Annotated in this window: 9 protein-coding genes; all 9 read right to left on the reverse strand. The window is 42.9% G+C overall.

Annotated features, from left to right (window positions below; translation table 11 throughout):
* Positions 1-13: 13 nt before the first annotated feature.
* Genes K8P02_RS20370 through K8P02_RS20410 form a run of 9 tightly spaced genes read right to left on the reverse strand, consistent with a single transcriptional unit; the run spans position 14 to position 13,849 of the window.
* On the reverse strand, positions 14-2,896 hold the full coding sequence (locus tag K8P02_RS20370; protein ID WP_195570582.1) for an FAD-binding and (Fe-S)-binding domain-containing protein: 2,883 nt from the start codon (positions 2,894-2,896) through the stop codon (positions 14-16).
* Between the two features lie 2 nt (positions 2,897-2,898).
* Positions 2,899-4,137 (reverse strand): exo-beta-N-acetylmuramidase NamZ family protein, encoded by a 1,239-nt coding sequence (locus K8P02_RS20375; RefSeq protein ID WP_195570584.1) that lies wholly within the window; start codon positions 4,135-4,137, stop codon positions 2,899-2,901.
* A gap of 21 nt (positions 4,138-4,158) precedes the next feature.
* Positions 4,159-5,466 (reverse strand): MFS transporter, encoded by a 1,308-nt coding sequence (locus K8P02_RS20380; RefSeq protein WP_002558899.1) that lies wholly within the window; start codon positions 5,464-5,466, stop codon positions 4,159-4,161.
* Between the two features lie 10 nt (positions 5,467-5,476).
* Entirely contained in the window at positions 5,477-6,847 is a 1,371-nt protein-coding gene (locus K8P02_RS20385; RefSeq protein ID WP_025868137.1) for a SpoIID/LytB domain-containing protein, read from the reverse strand.
* The gene (locus K8P02_RS20390; protein WP_025868138.1) at positions 6,844-7,782 is read right to left on the reverse strand and encodes a DUF4922 domain-containing protein; all 939 of its coding nucleotides are present in this window, start codon (positions 7,780-7,782) and stop codon (positions 6,844-6,846) included. Before K8P02_RS20390 ends, K8P02_RS20385 begins: the two co-directional genes overlap by 4 nt.
* 8 nt (positions 7,783-7,790) lie before the next feature.
* A complete protein-coding gene (locus K8P02_RS20395; protein WP_025868139.1) occupies positions 7,791-9,257 on the reverse strand; it encodes a glycosyltransferase family 2 protein in 1,467 nt (488 codons plus the stop codon).
* A 23-nt stretch (positions 9,258-9,280) separates the two neighbouring features.
* On the reverse strand, positions 9,281-11,140 hold the full coding sequence (locus tag K8P02_RS20400; protein ID WP_025868140.1) for an outer membrane protein assembly factor BamB family protein: 1,860 nt from the start codon (positions 11,138-11,140) through the stop codon (positions 9,281-9,283).
* Positions 11,141-11,176: 36 nt separating this feature from the next.
* Complete coding sequence (locus K8P02_RS20405; protein ID WP_025868141.1) at positions 11,177-12,625, reverse strand: sodium:solute symporter; 1,449 nt, start codon at positions 12,623-12,625, stop codon at positions 11,177-11,179.
* 57 nt (positions 12,626-12,682) lie between these two features.
* Positions 12,683-13,849 carry an exo-beta-N-acetylmuramidase NamZ family protein gene (locus K8P02_RS20410; RefSeq protein WP_223381770.1) on the reverse strand — a complete coding sequence of 389 codons (1,167 nt, stop codon included), beginning with the start codon at positions 13,847-13,849 and terminating at the stop codon, positions 12,683-12,685.
* Between the last annotated feature and the right edge of the window lie 504 nt (positions 13,850-14,353).

A 14,353-nucleotide genomic window follows, 5' to 3' on the forward strand; every position in this document is an offset into this window, starting at 1 on the left:
TTTATATTTGGGGTTAACGGGCTTTAGTACATTCGTCTACCAGATAGGCGATAGACACATAGGCAATACCTGTGTTGGTAGTAAGGCCAATTTCGCAGGTACGACTATTGGAATATCCGGTTTGTATTCCTGCTTTTTCCAATTGCGGACGCAACTTGCGTAAAGCATAACTGTTGACTTCCGGATGAGTAAAACCTTTGTCTCCGGCAAAACCGCAACAACCTACCTCTTCGGGTATGATGACCTGTGTGGAACAGAGCCGCGCCAGGGAAAGCAGGGTGTTTGCCAATCCCATTCTACGCATAGAACAGGTGATGTGAATTGCTACCGGACGATTGATGGGGGTGAATTCCAGTTTATCACGTAAAAAGACATAGATGAATTCTGCTGGTTCATATAGCTTCATTTTCTTTATGGTTTCACGCATACGATGAAGGCAAGGGCTTTGGTCGCACAATACCGGATATTTTCCATTTTCGGAAGCCTCCCATAAAGAAGCTTCCAGCTCTGCAGATTTGCGGTCGGCAATATCCGGCATGCCTTTGCTTTCCCAAATCGTACCGCAACACAGTTTCTCCATATCTTTTGGGAAGATAACTTCGTAACCCGCTTTTTGCAGGAGAGACAACATCTTATCCACGAGAGGTTGGCTTTCACGTGATTTACCGGGTAACCCCATTGTCTGGTTGATACAACTGGGAAAATAAACAACCTTATTTAATTGAAAGTTGAAAGTTGAAAATTGAAAATTGGCTGTGCTGTTACCCTGCATGTTTTTTTCCTTCTCCATTCTCCCCTCTCCCTTCTCCCTTCTCTTATAACTTTTGGGCATAGCCGGAGTCCATTGTGGGATACCCAAGACATTGTGCATTCCTTTGGTGAGGGTGGTCATAGCAGAAGTTCCTAATACGGAATGGGCTGCATTTGCGAGGGTTAACATCGGACGCAGGCAACTTTTTATACCGGCAAAATGATTGGCGGCAAAGTTTCCTACAGAATAGCCAAAACTATTTTGCGGAAGTTCTTCCTGACGGATGTCGTGCGTCAGGTCGCCTGTGTTGATACCCATGGGACAGGACATTGAACAAAGGCCGTCTCCGGCGCAAGTCTGGTTTCCGGGGTAACGGTATTGTTTTTGTAGAGTGGCGAGGCGTTCGGGATCATTACCGTTTTGTTTCAGCCTGGATATCTCACGGCGTAATACAATGCGTTGACGTGAAGAAAGGGTAAAACCACAAGTCAGGCAATTGACTTCACAAAAACCACACTCGATGCATTTGTCTACATGTGGATTCGTGAGTGGTAGCGGCTTGAAGTTTTTGATATGGCACAGCGGGTCATCATTAAAGATAACACCGGGGTTTAACAGATTTTGCGGATCGAAAAGCGCTTTTACCGCTTTCATAATCTCATAGGCTTTCTCACCCCATTCGTATTTTACGAACGGTGCCATATTACGTCCCGTACCGTGTTCGGCCTTTAGTGAACCGTCGTATTTATCCACCACTAATGTTTTGACATCATTCATTAGCTCTTCGTAGCGTTTTACTTCGGCATCGGTACTGAAAGACTGATTAATAATGAAATGATAGTTACCTTCGAGGGCATGTCCGTAAATACAGGCGTCATCATATCCATGGCGTGCAATGAGTTGCTGTAACTCAGCTGTTGCCTCGGGTAAGTCTTCTATGTGGAAGGCTACGTCCTCGATGAGGCAGGTTGTTCCCGGTTGACGGGTTCCTCCCACAGAGGGGAAGATCCCCGAACGAATGGCCCAGTATTTGGAGTATTCTTCCGGTTTGTCTGTAAAACGAACCGGTATATAAGTATTGAAGGATGCTAAAGTCTCTTCTATGGCAGTTATGTTTTGAGCAAGTTCTTCTTTGCTATGTGCTTTAGTTTCTGTAAGTACAGCTGTTAGTCCCTCACCAGTCGAATCGTTGACGGATGCCAGAGATTTCCAATCAAGCAGTTCGGCACCTTTCACAATCCATTCATCTTTTTCGTTGGTGAGTTTCTTCATTGCCACCACCGCCCGGCATGCTTCTTTGATGTCGCTGAAATAGAGCATTGCACTGGCTTTGTGAGGATAATCATACTCCGTTTTCATAGTTACCTCGGAGAGGAAAGCCAATGTACCTTCCGAACCCACCATTAAATGTGTGATAATATCAAACGGGTCATCGAAGGCGATGAACGGTAGTAGATTTAATCCGGTGACGTTTTTAATAGAGTATTTGTAACGAATGCGTGCGCTCAACTCTTCATCTGTACGAATCAGGTCGCGTAGTGTCTGAATTTGTGTAATGAATCCGGCATGTCTCAACAGGAACTCTTGTTTACTGATATCACTGCCGGTATCCAGTATCGTTCCGTCCACAAATACAATACGTGCCGACAATAACATTTTGTCACTATTGGCATGTGTACCACAATTCATACCCGAAGCATTGTTCATTACGATACCGCCTACCATGGCACTTTTTACAGAGGCCGGGTCGGGGGCAAATTTACGTCCGAAGGGCTGTAACAGTTCATTAACACGTTGTCCGATAATACCGGGCTGGAGGGTTATTTGTTCGTAGTCGGAGGAAATACTGTATTTCTCCCAGTGTTTTCCTGCCACTATAAGGATAGAGTCACTGATGGCTTGCCCTGATAAACTGGTCCCCGCTGCACGGAAAGTTACCGGCAACAGATGACGGGTTGCCGCACATAATAAATCCGAAACCTCCTGCTCATTGGCGGAGCGGATTACAATTTGGGGAATGAGGCGATAAAAACCTGCATCCGTTCCCCATGCCAACCGGCGAAGTTCGTCAGTATAAATTCTTTCTTGCGGGATGAATTGTGAAATCTCCTGCAAAAATGCCAAGTGCTTACTTCCTTTATTCATTTCTATTTGTATAAATAATATTTCTTTGACAGTTGGCGGAAACTATCCACGTCTTTATACCAATAGTCGCGGATATCTTCCCAGCGATTACGTTTACTGAACCGTTCGCGTATTTCGTTTGAACCACTTACTTTATCAAACATGTCAAAACGTCCTTTATCTGCATGGTCAAATATAGCATGTTCCGGATAGAGAGTGGCTACTTCCTGCATGACAAGGAATTGTATCTCACTCAACGCAGCTTTCCGATAGTCCATGATATGAACTTGTACACCTTGCAGATGTTCGCCTTTACCTACAGAATAGAACGGTTTAAGATGTATCGGGCGGAAGATGACTCCGGGCAACTGTAACTTATTCAGATTATCTGCCAGTTCTTCAGCTTTCACCCAGGGAGCAGCAAACATCTGAAACGGAATAGTATAGCCCACTCCGATAGACATATAACCGAGTTCTCCAAGTATTCCCGATACAGGATAGAAGAAGGCAGAGTGCGGATGCGGGATGTGCGGAGAGGAAGGAATCCATTGTAAACCTGTTTGAACATAATCCATTTTACGTTTCCAGCCTTTCATTTTCACCACGTGCAGGTTGCACTGTTTGCCTAACATCTTTTCACCGTTCAGCATCAGGGCCAACTCACCACAAGTGAGTCCGTAAAGGTACGGAATCTTAAATTGACTAACAAAAGAAATGTATCCCTCTTCTGCCAGGTTACCTTCAATTTTTTCCCCTCCTACCGGATTGGGGCGGTCAAGTACGATAAATTCCTTTCCATTTTCGGCAGCAGCTTCCATAGCTACCCCCATAGTGCTGATATAGGTGAAAGAGCGGCAGCCGATATCCTGTATGTCGTATACAAGTACGTCGATGTCTTTCAGCATTTCCGGAGTGGGTTTGCGTGTTTTCCCATAAAGAGAATAGACAGGCAATCCGGTAGAGGAATCGGCTGAATTATCGACTTTATCTCCGGCATGGACATCGCCCCGTACACCATGTTCGGGGCCATATAATGCTACCAGATTCACGTTGGGGGCTTCGTGAAGAATGTCAATCGTAGATTTCAGCCGGTTGTCTACACCGGTAGGATTGGTGATCAGTCCCACACGTTTACCTTCGAGGCATTTGAAGTTCTGTTCTTTCAGAACTTCAATGCCCGTCTTGATTTTGATTTTCTGTGCCTGTGTGGTGAGGGCCAGCAGGCAACAAGTGCTAAGAATAATAAATCGAAATTTGTTCATAAGTTTTTCTGTTTCGAATCGTTATTGTTTTTCGGGGGTTTCTGTTTCTGCAACTTCTTCTTTTTTACCGTAATTAGGGTCAATCTTAATAAATGCGCAAACAGCAATGGTTGCTGCACAACAGATCATTACCCAGATAAAGAATTTCTCGTAACCGATATGTTCCTGTAACCAACCGGCCATCATGCCCGGTAACATCATACCCAGTGCCATGAAAGCAGTACAAATGGCATAATGTGCCGTCTTGTGTTCGCCATCCGAATAATAAATCAGGTAAAGCATATAGGCTGTAAATCCAAATCCATAACCAAACTGCTCTATAAATACACAAATGTTAATGGTAAGAAGGTCTTGTGGTTGGAAATATCCGAGATAGACAAATGTAATACAAGTCAGGGAGATGCTCCATGCCATGGGCCATAGCCATTTCTGTAATCCTCCTTTGGCTGCACAGATTCCTCCGATGATTCCTCCGAGGGTAAGTCCGATAATACCGATAGTACCATATACCCAACCCACTTCGGCCGTGCTCAATCCTAAGCCTCCTTTTTCAATAGGGTCCAGCAAAAAGGGATTGATGAGTTTTACTAATTGGGCTTCAGGCAAACGGTAGAATAACATAAAGAGAATGGCAACACCTGCTTGTGGTTTTTTAAAGAAAGAAGTAAAAGTAGCAAAGAACTCTTTGAATATATTACTTGCCGTGACATTGCCTACTGCCGGTTTATCAGCGGAAGGATGTGGAAGGATATAGCTGTGATACAAATAAAATGCAATAAATAATCCCGCAAGAATATAAAATGTGATACTCCATGCCATGGCTATAGTGGAAGTCCGTTTTTCCAGTTCTCCTGCCAGTACAACCAGAAGTCCTTGCCCCGCTATAGTGGCAATGCGATAAAAAGTGCTTCGTATTCCGACATACATGGCCTGGTCTCGTACACTTAAAGCCAGCATATAAAATCCGTCAGCGGCTATGTCGTGTGTTGCCGAGCTGAAAGCCACTAACCAGAATATAGCGAGAGTTATCTGAAAGAAATTAGGCATGGGAATAGTAAAGGCTATTCCGGCGAGTCCGGCTCCTACGAGAAGCTGCATGGTCACTACCCACCAACGTTTTGTTTTTAATAAGTCAATAAAGGGACTCCAGAAAGGTTTGATTACCCAGGGAAGGTATAGCCAACTGGTATATAGAGCAATATCTGTATTAGAGATACCTAACTTTTTGTACATAATAACTGAGATAGTCATTACGGCTACATAAGGCAGTCCTTGTGCAAAATAAAGTGTCGGTATCCATGCCCACGGTGATAGTTTCTTATTTTTCATAATGATTGTTTTAGTATCGTTTTTCAATAGCAGCTCCAATATAATAATGTAGCAGAATTGTGTCATAAGTATATCCCTGTTCACCCATTACTGCGGCACCAATCTGACAAAGGCCTACACCATGCCCCCAGCCCGCACCGGTGAGAATGAATTTGCCCGGGATAGTATCTTTTATATCTGTTTTATCAATGACAAATGCCGAACTGTACAGATGAGAAGGTGACAATGTCCTTCTGATTTCAAGTTCCTTACCAATGGTCATTGTTTTCTTTGTACCAATGATTTTAAGTTTTACGATCCGGGCAGACGTTCCGCGTTCTACAGGAATTAAGTCGATTATCTGTCCATAATCAATACCGGAACGTTTGAAGATAAGTGCCGCTAATTCCTCTTGCGTGTATTCTACTTTCCAGCGATAAAAATCAGTAGTTTCCTGATCGTAATTGTTTAGCACCTGGCTGAGTATTTTATTTTCTGTCGTATTACAGAAAGCTTCCGGAGAGCTTCGTATCCACTTTTCTGCTTCTGTTTCCATACGAAGATCGGGTAGGAAAGCCGTTGTTTTACTATCCCGTTGTTTGACGAGATAAGGATGTTTCACATCTTCCCAGCAATATTGGAACTCTTCGAATGCTCCTCCGCAGCATTTAGAGAAGCGGGCATCGCAAATTTGTCCGTTATAAGTCAGCACTTGTCCGCGGGTAGTATGAATGGCTTCCTTCACGATTTCGGTAGATGCACGGGTGATTCCTTGATAACGCTGGCAATGATCGTCGGCACACACATCAAAGTGAGTATGGTCTTCCTGATCGTACCACTTAATTAGTTGACAGTTGACAGTTGACAATTGACAGTTGGCTGCGCTATCATGCTGCATAGTAACTGTCAATTGTCCATTGTCCCCTGTCAATTGTCTACTGTCCATTGTCAATTGTCCCCTGTCAATTGTCAATTTATTAAGTAGCCAGCTGCGTGAAATCACTGCATGTGCTTTCAGTAATTCCAGAGAAGCGTTGGCGCTCATTTCCGAGGAGATGACACTGACTAAATAATCCTCTACGTTTACGCGGTTGATGCCGGTGAGGGTATTGTTTTCTATGATAATTTTCAGGGCTCCCTGGAAACGTTGGTTTTCTTTTCGTTCCCAGTGAAAATTGATACCGATGGTGACATCCTGCAATTCGAAAGAGTCTGTAGCCTCGTACAGAGGTTCAAACAGTAGTTCTTCATAATGATGGTTTCTCCAAAGGATTTTTCCATCATCGAAAAGAGCGGTTTGTTTCCCACTTACTTCTGCACCGTTCATGCGATAGGTATTCAACAGAGTGAATTCTATCTTTTGTCCGGACAGGATACCTACATGTACTTTAGGCTCTTTCATAACTGTTCTTTTATGCGTTGTCTTAATTTGTAAAATTCGTCTGTACTGAGGCAGACTTCTCCGAGGATTGCCGCAATATCCGTTGCCGTTAGTTTCTCAAAATCTTTTTCCAGTGGGGTGATGAATACTCCTCCCATATCTACGGATGCCGGACTGATAAGAATATTGGCATCTCCTTCGGCTGTGTAGCAGGAAGGACGGTGTTTGGAACGCGGGAAAATACAGACTACCCATTGTCCGCCTTCAACCCAGGTAAGCAGATTCATCATTGGCTCTTCCTCACCCGGTTTCTGTTCCATGGCGTTGTATACTACATTGAATAGGATGATGGCATCTTCCCGGTTGGTTGCTTCCAGGACCAATGTATTACGGGGGGCATCGTTCAGATAAGATAGTGTAGCCGTTTGGTAAGTCACAATTTTGCCGGCCTTCTTGTTTTTCCACTCTTGTTCAAGAGGGAGAAAACCTTTGTTTCCTGCCTGGAAGTGTACATGGTCGGGGGCGGATGCTCCGCATTTGGGACCGTTGTAGAAAACTACATAGTCCTGAGCATAAGTTGCTAAGTCCAGCATGTCGCCAAAGCGATTTTTAATACGTTGGTCTACATGCTCTAAAGCCGGTACAGTCAGATGTTTCGGAAAGATAGGAAACGGATTGACCAGTATTTGGTAATTCTCTTTGAACGGAAGCCCTCTTTGCACAGCCGGCAGATTGGCGGGACAAAGGAAGCATTTTCGTTCCTGTATAGACTTTGTATCCACTTTAGCTGCCGAAGAAACGATACGTGCAGGATTAAACTGTACTTTATAGTGCGTACCGTTCACATCCAGTTCTTTTACTTTGACCCGGCTTAGAGCTGTATAATTGTTTTTTGCCAGCTCCCATGAAGAGAGCTGGTCACTGAACAATTTTTCTATTTTTAATTTTGTATCCATCCCTATTATTACATTTGACGACGATTCATTGCTATACGGGCTTGTAATTCCCAGGTACGAATACGGTCTTTATACAAATTGTGCCCGTTCATTTTCACTACATCCAGTGCTGCATCCGAGTTGTCATCCCAACGGCGACACAGATAGACTACATCGTACACACGTCCTATCTGGTATTGGCGGGAGAAGTTCAATCCTAAGGCATAATCTTCCCCATAACTGGTGTTAGGAACTTTGATTTCGCGTAATACCGGGGTATAGAATGCGCGTGGAGCACCTAAACCGTTGATGCGTAAAGCATTGTTACGTCCGTTCTCGGGAGTCCATTCTTTATGGTCGATAATGCCCGGGGCGATCATATTCATATTGAAGTCCGTCATCATGTATGTACCTACCACCATTGCACAATTCTGTTCATAGAATGCCTGCACCATTGTTGTCAGGGTATTTTCATCTTTATACACATCGTCGCTGTCCAGTTGTACGGCAAACTTGCCACATTTCTCATGATGTACACCCAAATTCCAGCAACCGCCTATACCCAAATCATTCCGTTCGGGGACGATGTGGATGAGGTGCTCGTCGGAGGTAAATTCACGAATAGCATCTGTCGTTCCGTCGGTAGAGTGATTGTCGATGATGATGAGGTTGAATTTGAAATCTGTTTTTTGATTTAATACCGATCGTATGGCATCTTTAATCGTACGGATACGGTTGCGTACCGGGATAATGACAGAAGCTTCATATTCAAAATTACCGGCACTGAATTCGATTTTTTTGAATTCGGGAGCCAGATAGCCACCTATCTCTTTCAGATGTTCTGTGCAGGCTTGTTCCATCTCTATTTGTAGTCCCCGGTTTTTAGGGTCTACATAGTCGAATATTTTTTCACCACTTTTGCGGGTATCGTTTTCCACTTCGGAGTACAGGTATTCGTTAATGTGAACCAGTGCTTCTTTTTGTGACAATTTCAAGCGTAGATCATACAGTCCGGCAAACTGATAATCAGCTTTCATACGACTCACTGCTTCTTTCAATGCACTGGCTTTGTATAGTAACACCGAACCGAAGTTGAAATCATCACGGAGGCTTCCCGGCTGATAATCTATTACCGGTGCATTCTTTTGAACACCTTCCGCCACCTGATAATGATCGGCATACACCATACCTGCGTTGCTGTCTTCGGCAATATGGATCATACGTTCGAAGGCGAACATACCTGGTGACAGTGTTGTATATTTGGTATAAAGCAGGGTATAGTCCGCATCGGAGTGTGCAGCAACAGCGCGCATTGCTGCACTGGAGTTAAGTGCAGATACGGTTAATATGTCACAACCCGGAAGGGGAGTGGCTGTCGTTTCTGTTGTGAGCAGATAGATTTTCTTTATCAGATCGGAGCTTTGTAAGCTCAGAACTGTTTTTTCAGCTTGCGCTGCATTTGCAAAAGGGATAAAGCAATTGATTGTAGTTTTCATATCTTAGTTCTTTATTATTGTTTTTATTCTTTCCATTCCAATAATCCGGTTTCGCCTCCGGTTGCGGTGAATAACACCTGGTGGCGGTTGATAGGAACAACCGTACTGATAAGTGAGTTGCCTGTTTTATGCTTCCATAATATCTTGCCTGTCAGTGGTTCCAATGCAAAGATAAGTCCTCCTTTGGTGCTGCCAAACATCACTCCGTCTTTTTCTACTTGCATGGAAGGGGCATGCTCATAGCCAAAACCGACGTTGGAACTCCACAGTTGATCCGGTTTATCGCCTTTCGTTGAAAAACAGACAATGCTGTCATTCATTGTTTTACTGTATATCCGTTCTTTATCGGCAGATAGACCGATTGTTTCGCGTACGGTGGACTGGAAAGTACGCCATACGGTTTCTCCGGTTTCCAGATCAATGGCGGTCATGGCACGTTGAGGATCGGTAATGAAAACTTTGCCATTTGCTGCTACCGGCCATACTGCCGCAGGAGAGAAGTGCATGCGGGTCAGTCCGCCCGTCCATTTCCATAACTCTTTACCTTCTTTTTTACTCAAAGCATAGAGCGTATTGTCCCATGCACCAAAGATCACTTTGTCACCTTCAACGAGCGGACGGGTTTCTATATAGCCTTTTACGCCTGTATATGCCCATATGAGTTTCCCGGTCCTGATGTCAATGGCACGGAAGGTATGATCACTGGCACCTATGTAGGCTATTCCGTTGTCTATCGTTACAGCTCCCAACACCGGTTCTCCGGCTTCTATTTTCCAGAGTAATGTTCCGTCTTCGGCATTCAAACCATAAATATGTTTATCTGCAGAGCCAAATACAACGATACCATCGGCTGCGGCAGGAGTACCAACAATACGGTTGCCGGAGCGGAAACTCCAGAGCTTTTTCCCTTTTTTCAGGCTGTAGGCGGTTAAGATGCCCATGTCGTCACCAACGAAAACCTGTTCTTTCTCTATGGCCGGTGAGCAATAGATACCCACCCCCGTTTGTACGAGCCATTTTTCTTTTACCTGTGGATATTCTTTGTTGACAGAGAAATCGGGATATTTGTCTGTTGCTCCTTTCGCATTGTAGTATGGTTTTGTTAAGGAGAGTGCGCACCACTTTTTAGGTTGTTCACCAATTTTCTGTTCATAAACGAATACAGAATCGGGAGTTATCTCATAGACACTGTATCCGCCTACCGGATCTTTCCCCCGCAGATTGGAACGGTTGATAATTCCCGGAATACCGTCATAAGAGAAAAACTGATTTTTGTGATAATGCCCACCCATGAACGCACGGATGTTAAAGGGGCGCACTGCATCAGTTACGTCATACCAATTGTCCACATCTCCTTTTAACAGCGGATAGTGGGTAACCAGAAATACAGGCTTTTCTTTTCCTGCCTTTTTCAGTTCGTCTTTCAACCATGTAATGTCCTGAGGCACTACATGGCCGTCTGCCATGCGCATTAACGGGCCGGAGTTGAATCCTAAAAAGAGAAAGCCTTTGTGCTCAAATTTAAAACGCTCTCCGCCAAAGATATGTCCGAAGTCGGTCACACCGCTTTCACTCCATTTTGTTTCATGGTTTCCGGGAATGATGTAATATTTCACCTTTAGTTGCCCGAGAGCTGTTTTTACTTTTTTCATAGAGGCACGATCTCCTTCTTCGGTTATATCTCCGGTTACCAGTACAAAATCAATTCCTTGTGTCTTGTTCACCTGATTGATGGAGTTCTGGAGATCTTCAAAGGCTGTTCCCTTATTCGTGACATGAATATCTGTGAGAAGAGCGAAACGAAAATGCTCTCCTGCCTGCGCCTGAATTGTAGTGTACACTACAAATAGGAATGCGATACAGGTATATACTTTTCTGTTCATCTGAGTGTGTTTTTTGTTTTGGATTAAAATAATTTGTTATTTGCTCTTTTTTATGAGCAGGCAGAGTCCGATAAAAGTAAATAGTGCATTGAATATTAGCAATTCATAGCTGAACTGATACCCGTTGAACCATCTTTCTGAGTTTTTCTGTAATATGAAGCATAGGATGGGGGAGGCAATGGCTACCCAGGGAATATACTTGTCGCGAACCTGCTTTTTGGTGAAAATGCCAAAGGCGAAAAGTCCCAGGATGGGGCCGTAAGTATAGCTGGCAAGAATATAAACGGCATCAATCACGCTTGTGTTATTCAACAGATTGAATACAAAGATAACAACCCCCATCGTTATTGCCATACCGATGTGCACACGTTTACGTATCTTTACCAGTTCATTTTCCGCTTTATTTTTAGCGCCTAATATATCTACTGTAAATGAGGTAGTCAGGGCGGTCAGTGCCGAACCGGCTGCAGAATAGGCTGCTGAAATCAGACCGATGATAAACAGAACTCCTACGATGGCAGGAAAATAGTCACCGGTAGCTATCATCGGGAATAACTCATCACTCTTCTCCGGATTTTCAATGCCTTGCCGGGCTGTGAATATATAGAGCAATACTCCCAACATAAGGAATAGTAAGATGACGAAGAATTGAGAGATACCACTGGTGATCATGTTTTTTTGTGAATCTTTGAAATTCTTGCAGCTTAGGTTTCGCTGCATCATGTCCTGATCCAGTCCTGTCATGGCAATCATGGTGAATACTCCTGCCAAAAATTGCTTGAAGAAATAACGTTTGTCGTTCACGTCATCAAAGAAAAACATGCGTGAGAAGTCATTTTCGGATATAGTAGCAATCATACTTCCGAAACCCAGGTTAAGATCGGAAGCAATGTAATATATACATAGTACTACAGATACCACCAGACAAAATGTTTTTAATGAATCTGTCCATATTAATGACTTTACTCCTCCACGGAAAGTATAGAGCCAAACAAGAGCTACGGTGATAATCACGTTCAGTATGAACGGGAGGTGGAAAGGCTCAAAAACAAGTAGCTGTAGTGTGAGGCAAACAAGGAATAATCTTACGGCTGCTCCCAGCATTTTTGAAATAAAAAAGAACCATGCACCTGTCTTATAAGAAGAAATTCCAAATCGGTTTTCAAGATACTCATAGATGGATACTAAATTCATCCGGTAGAAAAGCGGTATCAAAACAAAGGCTATAATAATTTGTCCTGCAACAAAACCAAGTACCATCTGTAAATAAGAGAATCCGCTTGCAGCAACCATACCCGGTACCGACACAAATGTAACTCCTGATATACTCGAACCAATCATGGCAAATGCTACTACATACCAGGTTGATTTACGATTCCCTACAAAGAAACCTTCATTATCGGCTTTTCTGCCTGCAATGTATGAGATTGTGAACAGGATAACGAAATAGGCTGCAATAGTAATTAAGATGGCAATTGGACTCATGGGGCAATTTACATTTTTATAGTTTAACAATTTAAGATAAAAAACAGAGAGAAACGGCTATTCTTCATATAAAAGGTAAGGTCTGCGTTGTACTTTAAACTTTTCTACGTCCTCTTTCCACATTGCTTTAATCTCATCGGCATCTTTTCCTTGTTCGATCATTTTGCGGACATAATCCGTACCTATCAGTCGTTCAAAGAATGGGCGGAAAAAGTAATCATCCATATTCAGGTTTCGGTAAGCGTCAATAAGGTAGCTCAAATCTACTCCTTTTTTTCTTATTTCTTCCTCACTTAACTCACTTAAATTCACACCGTGGCAAAGCCTGCCAAGTTGGGGAGGGTTTTTGGCTCCTGATGTGCTTTGTGGCGTAAAGCTATAACTGTATCCTGTCATATTGGGGTGACCGTATACCTGAAAAGGCAATTGTGTGCCTCTTCCTAAGCTGACGGGAGTTGCTTCAAAATAGCAAATAGACGGGTAGAGGTATACTGCTTTCATATTGGGTAGGTTAGGAGAGGGAGGGATAGGCAGCTGATACATTCTCTGGTGGGTATAGTTTTTGCATTTTATTACTGTAATGTCACAGATACGGGAAGCCGGCAACCAGCGTTCACCATTAACCATGAGTGCTAATTCTCCCAAAGTCATCCCATGTACTACCGGGATAGGAAGCCAGCCAACTCCCGATTTATATTTCATATCTAAAATAGGGCCGTCTACATAATGCCCGTTTGGATTGGGACGGTCCAGAATCAGCATTTTACGGTTATACTCCGCGCAGGCATCCATCAGGCGTACCATAGAGGCATAATACGTATAAAATCGTAAACCTACGTCTTGTATATCGACTATCAGCAAATCGAATTTGCGCATGGAATCCTCACTGGGTTTACCCAATTGGCCATCATATAACGATAGAATAGGTACCCCTGTTTTTTGATCTACCGAACTTGAAACATGCTCTCCTGCATCTGCATTACCACGGAAGCCGTGCTCCGGAGAGAAAATTGCAACTACATTAATCTTATTCTCTAATAATACATCCAGCAGGTGCTTATTTCCCACCATACCGGTGTGATTTGAAAAAACAGCAATTCTCTTATTCTTTAATATAGGTAAATAGTCATTCGTTTGTTCTGCACCTACAATCACCCGGCTTTGTTTTGCCTGGCAGTGGAGAGTGATGAACGCTAAAATGACTATAAATAGAATCTTTTTCATAATATATTATATAAGGGAGAGTTCTTTATCTGCAAAGATAATATATGTTTTAATATTAGAAACATATATTTTTATATTTTTGTAATTATAATCAATAATTTGCAAATTGACAATCTTGCGTTTTAAAGCATATTTTAGTAGAATGTAAATATATTTATTGGATGGGGTAATGGAATGAGAAGGTTGTATTTTATCTCTGTACTTTGTTGAATATAGGACGATTACAAGAATGTACACTTTTGTATGATAAGAGTGTGCATTATTATATTGCGAAAGTGTACATTCTTGCGTGTATAAAGTGTACACTTTTGTTTTAGAGGAATCAGTTTAAAATAAATGCTTGTTATAGTAGATGATAATTTGTTACAATGAAATGAATCCTCTTCTTGGGTGTTTATGGAAAAATGTAATGTCTTATAAATTTTCGGACTGTTTGTCGTAGAGAAAACGTTCGAAACTCTACGAGGAATTGAGTGTTTCTCGTAGAGTTTTGAGTCGTTCCTC

The sequence above is a fragment of the Bacteroides nordii genome, from assembly GCF_019930665.1.
GTDB lineage: Bacteria > Bacteroidota > Bacteroidia > Bacteroidales > Bacteroidaceae > Bacteroides > Bacteroides nordii.

What these genes read in the sequence shown, in the direction of transcription:
- K8P02_RS20405 (WP_025868141.1), bottom strand. Translation starts at nt 12,625, where the DNA reads ATGAGTCCAATTGCCATCTTAATTACTATTGCAGCCTATTTCGTTATC.
- K8P02_RS20400 (WP_025868140.1), bottom strand. Translation starts at nt 11,140, where the DNA reads ATGAACAGAAAAGTATATACCTGTATCGCATTCCTATTTGTAGTGTAC.
- K8P02_RS20375 (WP_195570584.1), bottom strand. Translation starts at nt 4,137, where the DNA reads ATGAACAAATTTCGATTTATTATTCTTAGCACTTGTTGCCTGCTGGCC.
- K8P02_RS20410 (WP_223381770.1), bottom strand. Translation starts at nt 13,849, where the DNA reads ATGAAAAAGATTCTATTTATAGTCATTTTAGCGTTCATCACTCTCCAC.
- K8P02_RS20395 (WP_025868139.1), bottom strand. Translation starts at nt 9,257, where the DNA reads ATGAAAACTACAATCAATTGCTTTATCCCTTTTGCAAATGCAGCGCAA.
- K8P02_RS20370 (WP_195570582.1), bottom strand. Translation starts at nt 2,896, where the DNA reads ATGAATAAAGGAAGTAAGCACTTGGCATTTTTGCAGGAGATTTCACAA.
- K8P02_RS20385 (WP_025868137.1), bottom strand. Translation starts at nt 6,847, where the DNA reads ATGAAAGAGCCTAAAGTACATGTAGGTATCCTGTCCGGACAAAAGATA.
- K8P02_RS20390 (WP_025868138.1), bottom strand. Translation starts at nt 7,782, where the DNA reads ATGGATACAAAATTAAAAATAGAAAAATTGTTCAGTGACCAGCTCTCT.
- K8P02_RS20380 (WP_002558899.1), bottom strand. Translation starts at nt 5,466, where the DNA reads ATGAAAAATAAGAAACTATCACCGTGGGCATGGATACCGACACTTTAT.